This is a genomic window from Pseudomonas arvensis (assembly GCF_056688935.1).
In genome coordinates, this window is sequence record NZ_CP162038.1 from 247,318 (window position 1) to 265,334 (window position 18,017).

Genomic DNA, 18,017 nt, shown 5'->3' on the forward strand with positions numbered 1-18,017 from the left:
GCAGCGCCGAAATTAACTCAAATCGAGGGTGGGGAGCTATAGGACAGCGAAGGTGCCCTGTGCTTTTGCGACAAGTCTTTCGTCCTGATACACATCGGCTTCGACCACCAACGTGCGCCGGCCGGCGTGAATCACCCGGCCGGTGCACAGCACATCCCCGTCTTCCACGGCGCGGATGTAGTTGATCTTGCACTCGATGGTCGCGCTCTGCTGGTCAAAACCATGGCTGCTGGAACAGGCCAGGCCCATGGTGATGTCCACCAGGCTGAAAATCGCCCCGCCATGGAGCTTGCCCGCACGGTTGCGCAAGTGCGGCTCCAGGGTCAGGGCCACCTGTGCAACACCTTCTTCAAGGTGTTGCAGGCGGCAGCCGATCAGTTCGCTGAACGCGCTCTGAGTCAAACCGGCCGGGATTTCCATCAGCGTTTCTTCAACTGCTTGGCGTTGGCGAACAGCGAGGCCATGGCGTTGTTGCTTGGCGCTGCAGTTGCGGTTTCCTTGCGCGGTTGACTGCTTTCGGAGCGGTTCTGCGACTGGCGCGGTGCCGAGCCTGGGCGTGCGCCACGGGCGCCGTCGATTTTCTCGCCGGGGGTGTCGCTCATGCGCATCGACAGGCCGACGCGTTTGCGTGGAATGTCGACTTCCATGACTTTGACCTTGACCACATCACCGGCTTTCACCGCTTCGCGTGGGTCCTTGATGAATTTCTCCGAAAGCGCGGAGATATGCACCAAACCGTCCTGATGCACGCCGATATCCACAAAAGCGCCGAAGTTGGTCACGTTGGTGACGACACCTTCGAGGATCATGCCCAGTTGCAGGTCCTTGAGGTCTTCGACGCCGTCCTGGAACTCGGCGGTCTTGAACTCCGGGCGGGGGTCGCGGCCGGGTTTTTCCAGTTCTTGCAGGATGTCGGTGATGGTCGGTACGCCGAAGGTTTCGTCAGTGTACTTCTTGGGGTCCAGGCGCTTGAGGAACGCGGCGTCGCCAATCAGCGAGCGGATGTCGCGGTCGGTTTCGGCGGCAATGCGTTGGACCAGTGGATACGCTTCCGGGTGAACGGCCGACGAATCCAGCGGATTGTCACCGTTCATTACGCGTAGGAAACCAGCGGCTTGTTCGAAGGTTTTCTCACCCAGGCGTGCGACCTTTTTCAGCGCGGCGCGGGTTTTGAACGCTCCGTTCTCGTCACGGTGAGTGACGATATTCTGCGCCAGGGTGGTGTTCAGGCCGGAAATACGTGCCAACAGCGCGACCGAGGCAGTGTTTACATCCACGCCGACCTTGTTTACGCAGTCTTCCACCACCGCATCCAGGCCACGCGCCAGTTTCAGCTGTGACACATCGTGCTGGTACTGGCCGACACCGATGGATTTAGGGTCGATTTTCACCAGCTCGGCCAGTGGATCCTGCAGGCGGCGGGCAATGGACACGGCGCCACGGATCGACACGTCGAGGTCCGGGAATTCCTTGGACGCCAGCTCCGACGCCGAGTACACCGAAGCCCCTGCCTCCGAGACCATGACCTTGGTCATCTTCATGGCTGGGTATTTTTTGATCAGCTCGGCGGCCAGCTTGTCGGTTTCACGGCTGGCGGTGCCGTTGCCGATGGCGATCAGGTCCACCGCGTGCTTGGCGCACAGGGCGGCGAGGATCGCGAGCGTCTGGTCCCACTTGTTATGCGGCACGTGCGGGTAAACCGTGGCGTGATCCAGCAGCTTGCCGGTGGCGTCGACCACCGCGACCTTGCAGCCGGTGCGCAGGCCAGGGTCAAGGCCCAGGGTGGCGCGCGGGCCGGCCGGGGCGGCCAGCAGCAGGTCGTGCAGGTTGTGGGCGAAGACGTTGATGGCTTCGGTTTCGGCGCCATCACGCAATTCGCCCAGCAGGTCGGTTTCCAGGTGGGTGTAGAGCTTGACCTTCCAGGTCCAGCGCACCACTTCGCCGAGCCACTTATCCGCAGGACGATTCTGGTTCTGGATGCCGAATTGTTGACCGATCATGCCTTCGCACGGGTGCATGCTGCCCGGCAGCTCGTCGCCGACTTTGAGCGCGGAGCTGAGAATGCCCTCGTTGCGGCCACGGAAAATCGCCAGGGCGCGGTGGGACGGCATGCTCTTGAGCGGCTCATCGTGTTCGAAGTAATCGCGGAACTTGGCGCCTTCTTCCTCTTTGCCGGCGATGACGCGAGCACTGAGGCTGGCTTCCTGCTTGAGGTACGTACGCAGTTTTTCCAGGAGGCTGGCGTTTTCGGCGAAGCGCTCCATGAGGATGTACTTGGCGCCTTCGAGGGCGGCCTTGACGTCGGCGACGCCTTTTTCGGCATCGATAAAGCGAGCAGCTTCGGTGTCCGGGGTCAGCGACGGGTCGTTGAACAGGCCGTCGGCCAGCTCGCCCAGGCCGGCTTCGAGGGCGATCTGGCCCTTGGTACGACGCTTCTGTTTGTAGGGCAGGTAGAGGTCTTCAAGGCGGGTCTTGGTGTCGGCGAGCTTGATGTCGCGCTCAAGCTGTGGGGTCAGCTTGCCCTGTTCCTCGATGCTGGCGAGGATACTGATACGCCGTTCGTCGAGTTCCCGCAGGTAGCGCAGGCGCTCTTCCAGGTGACGCAGTTGGATGTCGTCGAGGCTGCCGGTCACTTCTTTTCGGTAACGGGCGATGAAGGGCACCGTGGAGCCTTCGTCCAGTAGAGCGACGGCCGCTTCGACCTGTTGGGGGCGTACACCGAGTTCTTCGGCGATGCGGCTGTTGATGCTGTCCATAAATCCACCTGAAATTCTTAGAAGCAGCTCGCAGGCCCGGAAAACAAGGCCTTGCGCGGCTGGTTGAGCGGCCTGACGGGCGCCGCTGCCTGGGTCAAGAGGCTGCCTATTGACCCTCGAAATCGAAAAAATCACCGCAAGCGGGTAAAAAAAGCCCCGGCAGTAAACGGTAACGATCTGACATTGCCCTGCACGGAGGCGCCGCATTATAACCAGCGTTCTGTCCTTGAGGGCTACTGCGCCAGTGGTTGTACGGCGCGGGTTTGCTGGCAGTCGAGGAAAAATCTGCTAACAATGCACACGGTGCGTATAACGGCAGCTAGGCCATAATGCGCGCCGAGATAAGAGGAGCATCCAATGAGCAGCACTGCACAAACTGCTGAAGGCGAAAAAATTCTCATCGTAGATGACGATCCGGGGCTGAGCAGCCTGCTGGAGCGATTCTTCAATTCCAAGGGCTACCGTGCCCGCGCGGTGCCAAACACCGAGCAGATGGATCGCCTGCTGGGGCGCGAAGTCTTCAATCTGGTCGTACTCGATCTGATGCTGCCTGGCGAAGACGGTCTGACCGCTTGCAAGCGCCTGCGCGGCGTGAACAATCAGATTCCAATCATCATGCTCACTGCCAAGGGCGATGAGCTGAGCCGCATCAAGGGCCTCGAACTGGGCGCCGATGACTACCTGGCCAAACCCTTCAACCCGGATGAGTTGATGGCGCGGGTCAAGGCCGTATTGCGCCGTCAGGCACTGCCAGTACCGGGCGCGCCGGGCAGCGAAGATGAAAGCGTTACCTTTGGCGACTACGAACTGTCGCTGGCCACCCGCGAGCTCAAGCGTGGCGACGAAGTGCACATGCTCACCACTGGCGAATTCGCAGTGCTCAAGGCCCTGGTGATGAACGCGCGTCAGCCGCTGACCCGCGACAAGCTGATGAACCTGGCCCGTGGTCGGGAGTGGGACGCCCTGGAGCGCTCCATCGACGTGCAGATTTCCCGTCTGCGCCGGATGATCGAGCCGGACCCGTCCAAACCACGGTACATCCAGACGGTTTGGGGTGTGGGCTATGTGTTCGTGCCGGATGGCACCGCCACCAAGTGATCGATGATTTGCACGGCGGGCATTCTGGCGTTTGACTCCGTGAGGGTCGACGGGATGCCCGGCGTCTGCAATTCTGCGAGCGCCGTTCGTTCCTGCAAGGTGTCCAGCTGTCATCTATGAAAACCCCGCTGTGGTTCCCACAAAGTTTCTTTTCCCGCACCCTTTGGCTGGTGCTGATCGTCGTTCTGTTTTCCAAGGCACTTACGCTGGTTTATCTGTTGATGAACGAAGATGTGCTGGTGGATCGACAGTACAGCCACGGTGTCGCCCTGACGCTGCGCGCCTACTGGGCCGCTGATCCCGAGAACCGCGAGAAGATCGCCAAGGCCGCCACCCTGGTGCGCGTGGCGGGCGCGGGTGTGCCCGAGGGCGAGCAGCATTGGCCCTATAGCGAGATTTACCAGCGCCAAATGCAGGCCGAACTGGGTGAAGACACCGAGGTCCGTCTGCGTATGCATGTGTCTCCGGCATTGTGGGTGCGTGCGCCGAGCCTGGGTGAGGACTGGCTGAAAGTGCCGCTATACCCCCATCCGTTGCGGGGGCAGAAGATCTGGAACGTGCTGGGCTGGTTCCTGGCGATCGGGTTGCTTTCAACGGCATCCGCGTGGATTTTCGTTCGCCAGCTCAACCAGCCCCTTAAACGGCTTGTGTTTGCCGCCCGGCAATTGGGCCAGGGGCGTAGCGTCCGTCTGCCGGTAAGTGATACGCCCAGTGAAATGACCGAAGTGTACGGCGCGTTCAACCAGATGGCGGAGGACGTCGAACAGGCCGGACGCGAACGTGAGTTGATGCTGGCCGGCGTGTCTCACGACCTGCGCACGCCGCTGACGCGATTGCGATTGTCCCTGGAATTGATGGGCAACCATACCGACCTGACCGACGACATGGTCCGTGACATCGAGGACATGGATGCGATTCTCGACCAGTTCCTTGCGTTTATCCGCGATGGCCGCGACGAGGTGGTTGAGGAAGTCGATTTGACGGACCTGGTGCGCGAAGTGGTCGCACCCTACAACCAGAACGGCGAACAGGTGCGCATGCGCCTTGAGCCGATCCAGCCGTTTGCGTTGCGACGTGTGTCGATGAAGCGTCTGCTGAACAACTTGATCGGCAACGCCTTGCATCACGCGGGTTCGGACGTGGAAGTGGCTGCGTACGTATCGGGCGACAGTGCCGCGCCCTATGTGGTGCTGAGTGTGATGGACCGCGGAACAGGGATCGATCCGGCGGAGCTGGAAGGTATTTTCAACCCGTTTACCCGTGGGGACCGCGCCCGTGGAGGCAAGGGCACTGGGTTGGGGCTGGCGATAGTGCGGCGGATTGCCTCGATGCATGGCGGCAATGTTGAGTTGCGTAACCGCGAAGGCGGCGGCCTTGAGGCGCGGGTGCGTTTGCCGCTTGGTTTGATGCTACCCAGAGACGCGGTTTAGCAAACAACGCAGATCAAAATGTGGGAGGGTGCTTGCCCTAATGCCAGTCCGCTAACACGGTGCCTGTGGCGGGGGAGCGAGCTTCCTCGCCACAGTTTTTTTACCCTTACGGCTTCAAGCCCCTAGCCCTAGCCCTTGCCCTTAGTCCTGGTCATATTCGGCCCACCATTTTTCTCCAGGTGTTGAATGATGATTCCCGCCACATCCTTGCCGGTGGTGGTCTCGATCCCTTCCAGCCCCGGCGACGAATTCACCTCCATCACCAGCGGCCCATGGTTTGACCGCAGGATATCCACACCCGCCACGGCCAAGCCCATCACCTTGGCCGCCCGCAATGCGGTCATGCGCTCTTCTGGGGTGATCTTGATCAGGCTGGCACTGCCGCCACGGTGCAGGTTGGAGCGAAACTCTCCAGGCTTGGCCTGGCGCTTCATCGCCGCAATGACCTTGTCGCCCACCACGAAGCAGCGGATATCCGCACCACCGGCTTCCTTGATGTATTCCTGAACCATGATGTTCTGCTTGAGGCCCATGAACGCCTCGATCACCGATTCGGCTGCCGTTGCGGTTTCACACAACACCACGCCGATGCCCTGGGTGCCTTCCAGTACCTTGATCACCAACGGCGCGCCGTTGACCATCTCGATCAGGTCCGGGATGTCATCGGGGGAGTGGGCAAACCCGGTGACTGGCAGGCCGATGCCTCGGCGGGACAGTAGTTGCAGCGAACGCAGTTTGTCTCGCGAGCGCGCAATGGCCACGGATTCGTTCAAGGGGAACACCCCCATCATCTCGAACTGGCGCAACACCGCGCAGCCATAGAACGTCACCGAAGCACCGATACGCGGGATGACGGCATCAAAGCCTTCCAGCGGTTTGCCGCGGTAATGGATCTGCGGCTTGTGGCTGGCGATGTTCATGTAGGCACGCAACGTGTCGATCACCACCATTTCGTGGCCACGTTCGGTGCCGGCCTCGACCAGGCGGCGGGTGGAATACAGACGCGGGTTTCGCGACAGCACAGCAATCTTCATGCAGCACCTGGGGCAGAAATAGTAGAGACCGGGAACACCGGCTTGTCTTGAACGTACTTGATGCCTGGGTTGACGACCAATTGGCCGTCAATCAGCGCCTTGGATCCCAGCAGCAAGCGGTAACGCATGGCCTTGCGGCAGGCCAGGGTGAATTCCACCCGCCATACCCGATCCCCCAACGCCAGGGTGGTGCTGATCACATAGCGCACCTGCGCGTGACCGTTGGAGCTCTTGATGGTTTTCATCGTCACCAGGGGCGCTTCACAGCGGCGGTGGCGCAGTTGCACAACAGTGCCCAGGTGCGCGGTAAAGCGCACCCACTGCTCACCGTCACGCTCAAAGGGCTCGATATCGGTGGCATGCAGGCTTGAGGTGCTGGCACCGGTGTCGATCTTTGCGCGCAGGCCTGCCACTCCCAAGTCGGGAAGTGCCACCCACTCACGCAGACCCACAACGGTCAAATGGTCAAATGTCTTCAAAATGAGTAACCGATCAATTCGCCCAGGCTTTCGGTGAAACCTCGGCCATTGCTTTGAATGCAGGCTTGGCGAACCAATAGCCTTGCATCAGAAATATTCCACAGTCAGACAGAAAGTCGCGTTCGCCGGCACTTTCGATGCCTTCGGCGATGACAGTAACGCTCAACTGCTCACAGATTGTGACAATCCCCTTGACGATCACCTGACGGACACGATCCTGGTCGACGTCGCGGATTAGCGCCATGTCGAGTTTGATAAAGTCAGGTTGGAAATCAGCCAGCAGATTCAGCCCCGAATAGCCCGCGCCGAAGTCGTCGATGGCGGTCTTGAAGCCGAACTCGCGGTATTCACGCAGAATATTCGTCAAATGGCGATAGTTATCTACATGCTCGCTTTCGAGCGTTTCGAAAATCAGTTGGTCCAGCGGGAAATTGTGCGCGCGAGCCGCCTCCAGGGTGCTGCGGATGCACAACTCCGGACGGTACACGGCGTTGGGCATGAAGTTGATGGATAGGTGGGTTTGCATCCCCAGGGCGGCAGCACCGGCAATCGCCTGGGTGCGGCAGCGCTGGTCGAAGCGGTAGCGGTTGCTTTCGTTGACTTGGTCCAGCACCGCCAACGCCCCTTCGCCTTGTGGACCGCGCACCAAGGCTTCGTGGGCAAAAATCGAATGGTCCCGAAGGTCTACGATTGGCTGGTAGGCGAAAGCAAAATCGAAACCCAAAGGTTCGTTTTGTTGGCAGCCTACACAACGCTGGTCAGGCGAGGTGAGTGAAGTGGGAAAGTCGGTCACGGCGTATCCTCGCGAAAACAGAATGCTATCTGGCGTATCTTAGGTGAGCCTTGGGGTTTATGCGTCGAAGGGTTTCAACGGTAAAGTTGCGACATTTTTCAGAGCGAGGAATTCAAGTGGCTCAAAAGCAGGAAGAGGAAGAAAAGGTCCGTCTGGACAAGTGGCTGTGGGCGGCGCGTTTCTATAAAACCCGTGCCCTGGCCAAGGCCGCCATCGAGAGCGGCAAGGTGCACCATCGCGGCGAGCGCTGCAAGCCGGGCAAGGAACCGCGTGTCGGCGATGAGTTCCAGATTCGTACCGGTTTTGATGAAAAAACCATCGTGGTCCAGGCACTTTCCATCGTGCGCCGTGGTGCGCCTGAGGCTCAGGCTCTTTACGCCGAGACTGAAGCCAGCATCGCCAAGCGCGAAAATGCTGCGGCGATGCGTAAGGCGGGGGCTTCAGGCCTGACCACCGATGGCAAGCCGAGCAAGAAGCAGCGTCGCGATCTGTTCAAGTTTCGCGGCAGTGGCAATGACGACTAACTGCGTCAATTACCAGTCAAAAGCAGATCCCGTGTGGGAGGTAGCGCGCTCCCAGATGTAGCCTGTGGTGCTAATGGGGTGCGCGCAGAAAACTCAAGCGCCCGATCAATGGCCATTTGGCCATCAGCCCAAACACCGGCGTCGTTGCCCGCCTCAGCATTCCCGACGCCACTGCCGCAAACGGCGTGTAATAACCCCAGCCCGTCGCCGGAGGTTCCACTTGGCTTGGAACAAACCCGGATTGTTCATAAACTGTCCCTCTTCGCCCTATTCACGCTCTCTGTTTTCAGGAGAAGGCCGCACCAAAACGGTGCTAAAGCGTTTAACGTTATAAACCTTGTAATCAATTCGTCATCAATTCAGATACCCAGACCTATGACTGATCTACCGGATACCGACTTCACCCAACGTTTCATCTTCGACGAGAGCGACGCCCGCGGCGAGATGGTTTCGTTGGAATTGAGCTATGCCGAAGTCCTCGCCAAGCACGCCTATCCGGAGCCAGTCGCGCAACTGCTCGGAGAGCTGATGGCCGCTGCGGCGTTGCTGGTGGGCACCATGAAGTTCGACGGTTTGCTGATCCTGCAAGCCCGCTCCGAAGGCCCTATTCCGCTGCTGATGATCGAGTGCTCCAGCGAGCGTGACATCCGTGGCCTGGCCCGTTACGAGGCCGACCAGATCGCTGCGGACGCGACCTTGGCTGACCTGATGCCGAACGGCGTTTTGGCGCTCACCATCGACCCGACTGTGGGCCAGCGCTACCAGGGCATCGTCGACCTCGACGGCAAAACTCTCTCGGAATGCTTCACCAACTATTTCGTGATGTCCCAGCAAGTCGGCACCAAGTTCTGGCTCAATGCCGACGGCAAGCGCGCCCGTGGCATGCTGCTGCAACAACTGCCGGCTGACCGCATCAAGGACGACGATGATCGCGTTGAAAGCTGGCGGCACACTATCGCCCTGGCCGACACCCTGAAAGCCGAAGAACTGCTGGGCCTGGACAACGAAACCATCCTGCACCGCCTGTACCACGAAGACCCTGTGCGCCTGTTTGATGCGCAAAACCTGCGCTTCCATTGCAGTTGCTCCCGCGAGCGTTCAGGTAACGCCTTGGTCAGCCTGGGCCTGGAAGATGCGCAAAACCTGGTGGTAGAACACGGCGGCAATATTGAGATTGACTGCCAGTTCTGCAACCAGCGCTATCTGTTTGATGCTGCCGATGTCGCCCAATTATTTGCCGGCGCAGGCATCGACACCCCATCCGACACCCGCCACTAAAACGTTTAAGCACAGGTAAATCACCTGAGAAATGCCGAGATAGCGCTGTTCTGACGGGAGGGCCCTACTCTTTTTGGGCTTTTCTGGCATAATCCGGCCCACTTTTTTCGCGGTAGTAGTGCGCAACTTTCTACTACAAAACGTTTGGAGCACTCGGCCATAGGCCGACGGGGAACCTCATGACGCAAGCCAATAACGCCGTATACACCGATCTGAGTGTTGACGATCTGGTCAAAGAAGCCCTGCAGCGCGGTGAAGGCGTGCTTGCCGATACTGGCGCACTGGTCGTAGAAACCGGTCACCGCACCGGTCGTTCGCCGGTTGACCGTTTCATCGTTGAAGAGCCTTCCACCCAGGACGCTATCGCCTGGGGCCCGATCAACCGCAAGTTCCCGGCCGACAAGTTCGATGCCCTGTGGGCTCGCGTCGAGGCTTTCAACAACGCGCAGGAGCACTTCGTTTCCCACGTTCACGTAGGGGCTGCCGAAGACCACTACCTGGCCGTGAAGATGACCACCCAGACTGCCTGGCAGAACCTGTTCGGTCGTTGCCTGTTCATCAACCCGGCCCAGTACAACCCGGCCGGCCGTGACGAATGGCAAGTGCTCAACGTGGCCAACTTCGAGTGCGTGCCAGAGCGTGACGGCACCAACTCCGACGGCTGCGTGATCCTCAACTTCGCACAGAAAAAAGTGCTGATCGCCGGCATGCGTTATGCCGGTGAAATGAAGAAAGCCATGTTCTCGGTGCAGAACTTCCTGCTGCCGGCTTCCGACGTACTGCCGATGCACTGCGCCGCCAACATTGGCGAAGCGGGCGACGTCACCCTGTTCTTCGGCCTGTCCGGCACCGGTAAAACCACCCTGTCGGCCGACGAAAGCCGTTACCTGATCGGTGACGACGAACACGGTTGGGGCGAAGGTGTGGTGTTCAACATCGAAGGCGGGTGCTATGCCAAGTGCATCGACCTGTCCGAGAAGAACGAGCCGGTCATCTGGAAAGCCATCAAGCACGGTGCAGTATTGGAAAACGTCGTGATCGACGACGCCAAGCACGCCGACTACGCCGACGTGAGCCTGACCCAGAACAGCCGCGCCGCGTATCCGCTGGAGCACGTTGCCAAGCGTTCCGAGAAGAACCTGGGCGGCGAGCCAAACGCAGTGATCTTCCTGACCTGCGACTTGACCGGCGTGCTGCCGCCCGTTTCGATCCTCAGCGAAGAGCAAGCGGCCTACCACTTCCTGTCCGGCTACACCGCATTGGTGGGCTCGACCGAAATGGGTTCGGGCAGCGGCATCAAGTCGACCTTCTCCACCTGCTTCGGTGCGCCATTCTTCCCGCGCCCGGCTGGTGAATACGCTGAGCTGTTGATCAAGCGCATCCGCGGCTTCGGCTCCAAGGTCTACCTGGTCAACACCGGCTGGACCGGCGGCGGCTACGGTGTCGGCAAACGCTTCAACATCCCGACCACGCGCGGCGTGATCGCAGCGATCCAGAGCGGCGCTCTGATCGGTGCCGAAACCGAGCACCTCGACACCATCAACCTCGACGTGCCATTGGCCGTACCGGGCGTTGAAACCGGCCTGTTGAACCCACGTAACACCTGGGCTGACAAGGCGGCTTACGATGAAGCGGCGAAGGCGTTGGCCGGTCTGTTCATCGAGAACTTCAAGAAGTTTGAAGTGAGCGATGCGATCAAGGCTGCAGGTCCCAAGTTGTAAGATTCGCATGTTGTGAAAAAGCCGCCTCTTGTGGGCGGCTTTTTTGTGCGCGAACGGTTATAGCGCAGATTCAATATGGGAGGGGCGGCGTGCCTGGAGTCGGTGTTCGTTCAGCTCAGGTTTTCCAGTGTCTGCGTGTCCCAGCTGTGGGTCTTGATCGCCAGGTAGAGCATGCCGATGGTCAGCGGCACTTTTTCGCCACGGCCCTTGGCGCGGTGTTTCATGAACACGTCGAACATCGGCGGGTTGAAGTAACGATAAGCGTCGTAATCGCCCAGGTCGACGCCAAAATCCTGTTCCAGTGCTTCCATGAGTTGTTTGGCCTCGCTGCCGTCGCAACCCAGGTCGAAGTTGATCGAGGTTTGCAGGCGGAGGGTCTTGTGTTTCGGCAGGCCGATTTCTTCGTGCAGCAGTTGCAACAACTGTTGCATCGCGGGGTCTTCGGGGAAGTTGGGGGCCAGGTTCATGGTTGGGGCACGCAGGAGTGGGTGAAGGGGATGGTTGTGTGATCTTTTGTGTTTGTTTTGGGTGAATAAGAGATCGACACCTGTGATGAAGGCAATGATCGGGAAACTGAAGAATGGTAACTGTGTTATCCAGGACGTGGCGCTGAATAAAAGTGTGGGTCCTGTAAGCATAAGGGCTAACCCAGTCCATTTTCTGATCACGGGGTGCTTCAGTTTCCTATCCAATACAGTGGCAAGTACTACAAGGATGATAAGAGTTATCCAGGGAGAGTATTCGGTCACCCTATTATCCTCCCTGGAACTTTCGGACCATGGCTGACAACGATCGTTGAGGACCGATGCCGCCGTTTACTTGTGCGTCTATGCCGATGATGACGTCTGCGGCGTGATAGCTGCGAATGACATCTTTCACTTTCAGGCCAACTGCTCCACCTGAGGCGGCTCCCAAAAAGGGTGATGCCAGGCTGATGGGCGCTGAAACAGCACTGGCGATCAACCCTGCCACGATGGTTCCACGTTCATTAAGCAAATCGGCCTGGCGCCGGGTCAGCGGTTTGGAGATTGCGACAGTCATCTTGCAAGGTAAATCACGGGCAAGCATTTTTTCGTAAAGGCGCATCAGGCGGTAGCGAACTTCGTTTGCTGAAGGGCCGGCCTCCAATAAACAAAGGTTTGCCAGTGCCTGTCGGTTGGCAGGTAAAACGGTAAGGCGAATCACAGTGAACGTGACGCCGTAATGGCCGATGTGTTGAGTCCGTTCGATGTTCACATTTTTTTGCCGAAAAAATTGAGAGAGCGCTAGTTTCGGTCAGAAATAGGGGGGCCTGTAGAGGGGCGGGCAGGTGTTTTTTGCAGTTTAGGAATAGGCTTGCACGGTGTTTGGTTGTTTCCTACAGCAACTTCTGGCATTTTCGGCTTGGCAGCGATTTGGCAGCTGAAACGGGTCAAATGTGGGCGCTGGCCGGCTTATTGATACACCGCTCAAAAATCGCCTCAAGCCCCCGATAATCACACGCCACCGCATCAATATTCGCCGGTATCCACGCCGCATGCTTCACCAGCCACCAGTTCACCGAAAAACCTGCATTCACGATGATCTGTTCGAACAAAATCCGCTGCGCCCGGCCGTTGCCTTCGCGGAAGGGGTGGATAACATTGAGGTCGCCGTATGCCTGGGCAATCTGCGTCACCAGTTCGGCCTGGCTCGCGCCGACGAACCAGTTCGCCTGTTCCATATGCCGAATGATCTTCGCCGCTTCCGGTGCGATGCGCTCCGGGGTGCAGAACAGTGTGTCGCCTTTCTGGATGTTGACGCTGCGCAGTTCACCGGCCCAGTCGTAGATGTCGCCGAACAGCGTACGGTGGATGTGTTGAAGGCGCTCAAGGTCGTAGGGCGGCGGAAAGAGCGGGAGGCTGCCTACGGCGATTTCGGATAATTCCCGCTCGGCCTGGTGCAGGCGGTGCTCGTCGAGCAAATCGAGGCGGTTGCGCAGGACGCTGCTACCGGGATAGCAGTACGGGTCCTGGCCCACCCCGTATTTGTCGAGCATCAGCGCGAGGTGTTGCGGTACTTGGCAAGCACGGCTTCGCGGGTCGGCAGGGGTTTGTCGACGTCGGCGGGTTGGGTCTCGAACCCTTCCAGGCGCAGGCTGGCCAGGTAATTGGAACGGCGGATCTTATGGTAGTGATCCTGTTTTTGCTCAAACGTCAGTTCGCTCATCGCAGCGTTCTCCTGGGTAGCAAGGCTTGATTGTAGCGCAATGCGTCAGCGGGCAGGCGGGATAAAAACCGCGTCACATTTTGTATAAAAAGTCCGCCAGCAAGCTGAATTCAGCGTATGTTTCACCGCAAAATCTTGTAGGGCGATTCCGCCCATTACTTAAAGGGAGTTAAGCATGAGTTTGCTTCGTGTCGCTTCGGCGATGTCTTTGTGTGCGGTGGCTTTTTCCGTTCAGGCCGAACAGTTGCCGATTGAGGTGCTCAGCGCGGTGGTCAAGGACCAGAAAATCGCCGACGCCGAAGTGCTGCTGCAACGCAACGGCGCGCAGAACGTGGTGGGTCGTACCAACGCCCAGGGCCAGGTGACCTTGACCAGCGAGGCGGCTGATGATGCCAGCAACCTGCTGATCATCAAGAAGCCTGGTTATTCCAACCTGGTGGTGAAGTGCCCGTGCAAGGGCATGACCTATGCCATCAGCCCGGTGATGGAAAACCTCGATGGCCTGCGTGTGGTGCTGACCTGGGGCCAGACGCCGGACGATCTCGACTCCCATATGATCTTCCCCGGCAACAATATCTACTTCGAGAACAAGACCGGCACCGACGCCGAGCTGGACGTGGATGACACCGACAGCTACGGCCCGGAAACCATCACCCTGCAGAAAAAACACTACGGCGAAAGCTACGTTTACGCCGTGCACGACTACAGCAACGGCGGCAATCCAAGCTCGCGCCAGTTGTCCAACAGCGAAGCCAAAGTGTTCGTGTACATGGGCCAATCGTTGGTTCGTACCTACTACGTGCCGAAAAACCGCAGCGGTAACCTGTGGACTGTGTTCCGCATGACCGGCAGCGGCGACTTCCAGGACATCAACACGTTCAGCGGTGTGAAGGTCGATGCCAAGAACGTACTGAACGAAGTAAAACCGTTGCTGGATGACAGCGTTGCAGTCACCGCAGTAGCTGTCAGCTCATCCGCACAAGCTGATGCGAAGCGTCTGAACGTACAGGGTGAAGCGGCCTACCAAGCGGGTAACCTGGACCAGGCGATTGATCTGTTCCGTCAGGCTATCGATCTGGACAATAGTTTTGGCAAGGCCTACGGCAACCTCGGTCTGGCGTATCAGAAGGCCGGTAACACCGCCGAGTCGATCTGGGCCAATCGCAAGGCCATCGCCCTGGCGACCGGTGCCAATGCGGCCACCGTACGTGCCGGCGCCTACTACAACATTGCGCGGATCTATGAAGCGGCGGGGCAGTTTGCGGATGCGTTGCGTCATTACCAATTAGCCAAGGAGCAGAAGGCCAATCCGGTGTATGACACGGCGATTGAGCGCGTGCGGAACCGCTGATTCAGTCATGGTGCAGTTCTGAAAATGTGGGAGGGGGCAATCCCCTCCCACATTTGGATCTGTGTCTTCCTGCTACCTGCTCAGATTATTCCCACTTCGGCCCTGGGCCATCCCCCACCCTGTGTATCATCCTGTCTCTTTTTTTCATGCGACCTTTCTCGATCCGCTGAGCTGACTGGGCTACGTTTTTAAGCCACGTTCAACGGTCAATGGAGTGACAGCCTATGCACGACACCCTCCAGCAGGTCTTCGGTTATCCACAGTTTCGTTTGGGCCAGGAAGAAACGGTCAGCGCCGTTCTGGCAGGTCGTTCGGCGGCCGCGATTTTTCCGACCGGGTCGGGCAAGTCCCTGTGTTATCAACTGTCTGCCGTACTGCTGCCACATCTGACGTTGGTGGTGTCGCCACTGTTGGCGTTGATGCAGGACCAGTTGGGCTTCTTGCAACGCCACGGTATCTCGGCGGGCAGCATCGATTCGGCGCAGAGTCGCGAGGCGGCCAATGACGTGATGGCTCGCGCCCGTTCCGGCGAGTTGAAAATCCTGATGATTTCCGTGGAGCGCCTGAAGAACGAGCGCTTTCGTAATTTCCTGCAAAGCGTGCAGATCTCGCTGCTGGTGGTGGACGAGGCGCACTGCATTTCCGAGTGGGGCCACAACTTCCGTCCGGACTACCTGAAGCTGCCGGACTACCAGCGCCAGTTCAAGATCCCACAAGCTCTGCTGTTGACGGCTACAGCCACGCCCAAGGTGATTGCCGATATGCAGGCGAAGTTCGCTATTGCGCCGGGTGATGTGGTGACCACGGGGTTCTACAGGCCGAACCTGAACCTGTTGGTCGAACCGGTCAGCGGTGCGGATAAGCGCCGTCGCCTGGTGCAGTGGATGAACGAGCGCGCGAACCAGCCGAGCATCGTCTACGTCACCCTGCAGAAAACCGCTGAACAGATCGCCGAGCATCTGAATCGCAATGGTATCCAGGCCGAGGCGTATCACGCCGGTTTGCCCCACGATAAACGTGAGGGCATCCAGCAGCGCTTCATGGGCGGGCGTTCCAATTGCATCGTTGCCACCATCGCGTTCGGCATGGGCATCGACAAGAGTGACATCCGCAATGTGGTGCACTTCGACCTGCCCAAATCCATCGAGAACTACAGCCAGGAAATCGGGCGTGCCGGGCGTGATGGGCAGCCCTCGGACTGTCTGGTGTTGGCCAACCGTGACAGCCTGAATGTGCTGGAAAACTTTGTGTACGGTGACACGCCTGAGCAGGAGGGTATCCGCCGGGTGCTGGAGGACTTGCAGGCGGCGCGCAGTGAAGGGCAGTGGGAGTTCTTGCTGAGGTCGCTGTCGGACCACAGCAATATCCGCGAGCTGCCACTCAAGACGCTGCTGGTGCAGTTGGAACTCAAGGGCGTGATCGCACCGCGCTACGCGTTTTATGCCGAGTACCGGTTCAAGTACCTGATCGAACCTGAAGCGTTGCTGGCGCGGTTTTCTGGTGAGCGGCAGCAGTTTGTCGCGGCGATTATCCAGGTGTGCAAGCGTGCGAAAACATGGGCGACGGTGGATTTCGATGCGCTGTATCAACAGCACAATGCCGAGCGCAATCGCGTGCTGAAGGCGCTGGATTACTTCCAGGAACAGGGCCTGATCGAGCTGGAAAGCAAGCAGATGACGGAGGTCTACAGCCTGCTGAACACCGACTTTGATCCACAGGTGCTGAGCGCCGAGTTATACACAGGCTTCAAGCAGCACGAGGTGACGGAAGTCGCGCGGATTCACGCGATGCTTGATCTGTTCGCCACCGAGCAGTGCCTGGGTCAGCGCCTGGCCCAGTATTTTGGTGATGAAAAAGCCCCTCAACGCTGCGGACATTGCTCGGTCTGCCACGGCCATGTGGCGCACTTGCCGTCACCGCCAGGTCTACCGCCGCTTGTGGATAAAAATTTCATGGGGCTGTGCGGTGATTTTATCCACAGGCATCATGAGCACACGGGCGAGCTGCCGGGTGCGGAGCGGCTGACGCGCTTTCTCGGTGGCATCAGCGTGCCGCTGTTTACCAAGCTGAAGGCGCGGGGCATTCCCGGTTTTGCAGCGCTGGAGGACTACCCCTATGCCGACGTCCGCAGTTGGTCCGAAGTCCATTTGAATGACCTGTAAACCCACATTCACCCGAGGTGCCCATGCCTGATTCAGTGCCACAGCGTGCCGATTACCCTCACTTCCAACCGATCATCACGCGTTGGCACGACAATGACGTGTATGGCCACGTGAATAACGTCACCTACTACAGCTTTTTCGATACGGCGGTGAACACCTACCTGATCGAGCAGGGTGGGTTGGATATTCATGGCGGCGACGTGGTGGGGTTTGTGGTGAGTTCGGCGTGCGATTACTTTGCGTCGATCGCCTTCCCCGAGCGTATCGACATCGGCCTGCGTGTGAGCAAGTTGGGCAATAGCTCAGTGCAGTATGAGTTGGCGGTGTTCAAGGCAGGCGAAGAAGAAGCCTGCGCGGCGGGGCGTTTTGTACATGTGTTTGTGGACCGGGGGTCGAACCAGCCGGTGACCATTGCGGGGCTGTTGCGCGAAGCGTTGCAGCGGTTGGTCATCCAACCTTGATTTTTCAAGCTGCACTGAAGCAAATGTGGGAGCGGGCTTGCTCGCGAAAGCGGTGAGTCAATCAGCACATCTCTAGCTGAAAGACCGCCTTCGCCAGCAAGCCCGCTCCCACATGGGTATGCAGTGTTCGCTAAACCGCGAGCTTACCGGTGACGGTAGTGATGCTTGTTCTTGCGATGCCCGTAGGCATGGCCGCGGCCTGGGTGATCATCACGGTCATAGCGACGGTAGTCACGGCCACGATCACGACGATCATCGTCATCGCTCTTGTTGCCCATGTAGTTGCCCAGTGCACCGCCCGCGCCACCGCCGGCGGCAGAGCCGATCAGTGCACCGGTGCTGCCGCCGACACTGCGGCCTACGACGTTGCCGCCGGCTGCGCCCAGCGCGCCGCCAATAGCGGCTTCGCCACGGCTGCGCTTGTCGGCGCCGACCGCACTACCACCTGCGCCGCCCAGGGCCGCGCCGATGGTCGAACCGGTATTGCCGCCCAATTGCTGGCCGACGACAGAACCTAGAACCCCGCCCAATGCGCCGCCTACACCGGCTTCGGTGGTGCCACCGGCCATGGCTGCGCCACTGACCAGGCCAAGGGACAACAAGAGAATCGAGGAGAACTTCATTCGGGAAACCTCAAGAGGATGACGGCGCGATCCTGAGGCTGTATTGACATGGTGACAATAGAAATCCGACCAGTAACACGAGTTGTACACAATTCGCTAAGTTACTGTTTTAGCTATGGA

General features: G+C 58.9%; 18 protein-coding genes and 1 pseudogene. 8 read left to right on the forward strand and 11 right to left on the reverse strand.

What is annotated here, in order from left to right:
* Positions 1–36: 36 nt before the first annotated feature.
* Entirely contained in the window at positions 37–420 is a 384-nt protein-coding gene (locus AB3G88_RS01170; RefSeq protein WP_099584401.1) for a PaaI family thioesterase, read from the reverse strand.
* Positions 420–2,756, reverse strand: a complete 2,337-nt coding sequence (locus AB3G88_RS01175; RefSeq protein ID WP_480452859.1) for a Tex family protein — start codon at positions 2,754–2,756, stop codon at positions 420–422. The genes AB3G88_RS01170 and AB3G88_RS01175 overlap by 1 nt, the downstream gene beginning before the upstream one ends.
* 357 nt (positions 2,757–3,113) lie before the next feature.
* Between AB3G88_RS01175 and ompR the strand changes: the two genes are divergently transcribed.
* On the forward strand, positions 3,114–3,854 hold the full coding sequence (gene ompR / locus AB3G88_RS01180; protein ID WP_099584403.1) for an osmolarity response regulator transcription factor OmpR: 741 nt from the start codon (positions 3,114–3,116) through the stop codon (positions 3,852–3,854).
* A 116-nt stretch (positions 3,855–3,970) separates the two neighbouring features.
* Positions 3,971–5,284 (forward strand): ATP-binding protein, encoded by a 1,314-nt coding sequence (locus AB3G88_RS01185; protein WP_099584404.1) that lies wholly within the window; start codon positions 3,971–3,973, stop codon positions 5,282–5,284.
* Positions 5,285–5,412: 128 nt separating this feature from the next.
* Here the strand turns inward: AB3G88_RS01185 and rimK are convergent, their stop codons facing one another.
* Genes rimK through rimA form a run of 3 tightly spaced genes read right to left on the reverse strand, consistent with a single transcriptional unit; the run spans position 5,413 to position 7,590 of the window.
* Positions 5,413–6,318: a 30S ribosomal protein S6--L-glutamate ligase gene (rimK, locus tag AB3G88_RS01190; RefSeq protein ID WP_003171022.1), complete on the reverse strand. Its 906-nt coding sequence runs from the start codon at positions 6,316–6,318 to the stop codon at positions 5,413–5,415.
* The gene (gene rimB / locus AB3G88_RS01195; RefSeq protein ID WP_099584405.1) at positions 6,315–6,797 is read right to left on the reverse strand and encodes a retropepsin-like aspartic endopeptidase RimB; all 483 of its coding nucleotides are present in this window, start codon (positions 6,795–6,797) and stop codon (positions 6,315–6,317) included. Before rimB ends, rimK begins: the two co-directional genes overlap by 4 nt.
* Positions 6,798–6,810: 13 nt before the next feature.
* Positions 6,811–7,590: a S6 modification regulatory phosphodiesterase RimA gene (gene rimA, locus AB3G88_RS01200; protein ID WP_480452862.1), complete on the reverse strand. Its 780-nt coding sequence runs from the start codon at positions 7,588–7,590 to the stop codon at positions 6,811–6,813.
* A 116-nt stretch (positions 7,591–7,706) separates the two neighbouring features.
* Between rimA and AB3G88_RS01205 the strand changes: the two genes are divergently transcribed.
* Positions 7,707–8,114: an RNA-binding S4 domain-containing protein gene (locus AB3G88_RS01205; RefSeq protein ID WP_003236026.1), complete on the forward strand. Its 408-nt coding sequence runs from the start codon at positions 7,707–7,709 to the stop codon at positions 8,112–8,114.
* Positions 8,115–8,184: 70 nt separating this feature from the next.
* Here AB3G88_RS01205 and AB3G88_RS01210 read toward each other — a convergent pair.
* A pseudogene (locus AB3G88_RS01210) lies at positions 8,185–8,322 on the reverse strand (phosphatase PAP2 family protein); the annotation flags it as partial.
* 167 nt (positions 8,323–8,489) lie between these two features.
* Between AB3G88_RS01210 and hslO the strand changes: the two are divergent.
* Positions 8,490–9,392 carry an Hsp33 family molecular chaperone HslO gene (hslO, locus tag AB3G88_RS01215; RefSeq protein WP_480452864.1) on the forward strand — a complete coding sequence of 301 codons (903 nt, stop codon included), beginning with the start codon at positions 8,490–8,492 and terminating at the stop codon, positions 9,390–9,392.
* Between the two features lie 179 nt (positions 9,393–9,571).
* Positions 9,572–11,113 (forward strand): phosphoenolpyruvate carboxykinase, encoded by a 1,542-nt coding sequence (locus AB3G88_RS01220; RefSeq protein WP_032884949.1) that lies wholly within the window; start codon positions 9,572–9,574, stop codon positions 11,111–11,113.
* A gap of 110 nt (positions 11,114–11,223) precedes the next feature.
* Here AB3G88_RS01220 and AB3G88_RS01225 read toward each other — a convergent pair whose 3' ends face one another.
* The 4 genes from AB3G88_RS01225 to AB3G88_RS01240 form a co-directional block, all read right to left on the reverse strand.
* The gene (locus AB3G88_RS01225) at positions 11,224–11,580 is read right to left on the reverse strand and encodes a DUF1493 family protein (protein WP_078731107.1); all 357 of its coding nucleotides are present in this window, start codon (positions 11,578–11,580) and stop codon (positions 11,224–11,226) included.
* A 286-nt stretch (positions 11,581–11,866) separates the two neighbouring features.
* The gene (locus AB3G88_RS01230; RefSeq protein ID WP_112192950.1) at positions 11,867–12,349 is read right to left on the reverse strand and encodes a hypothetical protein; all 483 of its coding nucleotides are present in this window, start codon (positions 12,347–12,349) and stop codon (positions 11,867–11,869) included.
* Between the two features lie 175 nt (positions 12,350–12,524).
* Positions 12,525–13,130, reverse strand: a complete 606-nt coding sequence (locus AB3G88_RS01235; RefSeq protein WP_112192951.1) for a putative adenosine monophosphate-protein transferase Fic — start codon at positions 13,128–13,130, stop codon at positions 12,525–12,527.
* The gene (locus AB3G88_RS01240) at positions 13,130–13,300 is read right to left on the reverse strand and encodes a YhfG family protein (protein ID WP_003171034.1); all 171 of its coding nucleotides are present in this window, start codon (positions 13,298–13,300) and stop codon (positions 13,130–13,132) included. The genes AB3G88_RS01235 and AB3G88_RS01240 overlap by 1 nt, the downstream gene beginning before the upstream one ends.
* Before the next feature lie 175 nt (positions 13,301–13,475).
* On the opposite strand from AB3G88_RS01240, the gene AB3G88_RS01245 reads away from it, so the two are divergent.
* The 3 genes from AB3G88_RS01245 to AB3G88_RS01255 all read left to right on the forward strand — a co-directional run bounded on the left by AB3G88_RS01245 (position 13,476) and on the right by AB3G88_RS01255 (position 17,274).
* Entirely contained in the window at positions 13,476–14,651 is a 1,176-nt protein-coding gene (locus tag AB3G88_RS01245) for a tetratricopeptide repeat protein (protein ID WP_480452868.1), read from the forward strand.
* A gap of 224 nt (positions 14,652–14,875) precedes the next feature.
* Positions 14,876–16,813, forward strand: a complete 1,938-nt coding sequence (locus AB3G88_RS01250; RefSeq protein ID WP_480452870.1) for a RecQ family ATP-dependent DNA helicase — start codon at positions 14,876–14,878, stop codon at positions 16,811–16,813.
* A 23-nt stretch (positions 16,814–16,836) separates the two neighbouring features.
* Entirely contained in the window at positions 16,837–17,274 is a 438-nt protein-coding gene (locus AB3G88_RS01255; protein WP_099584414.1) for an acyl-CoA thioesterase, read from the forward strand.
* Positions 17,275–17,417: 143 nt separating this feature from the next.
* Here the strand turns inward: AB3G88_RS01255 and AB3G88_RS01260 are convergent, their stop codons facing one another.
* Positions 17,418–17,897, reverse strand: a complete 480-nt coding sequence (locus AB3G88_RS01260; RefSeq protein WP_099584415.1) for a glycine zipper domain-containing protein — start codon at positions 17,895–17,897, stop codon at positions 17,418–17,420.
* Between the last annotated feature and the right edge of the window lie 120 nt (positions 17,898–18,017).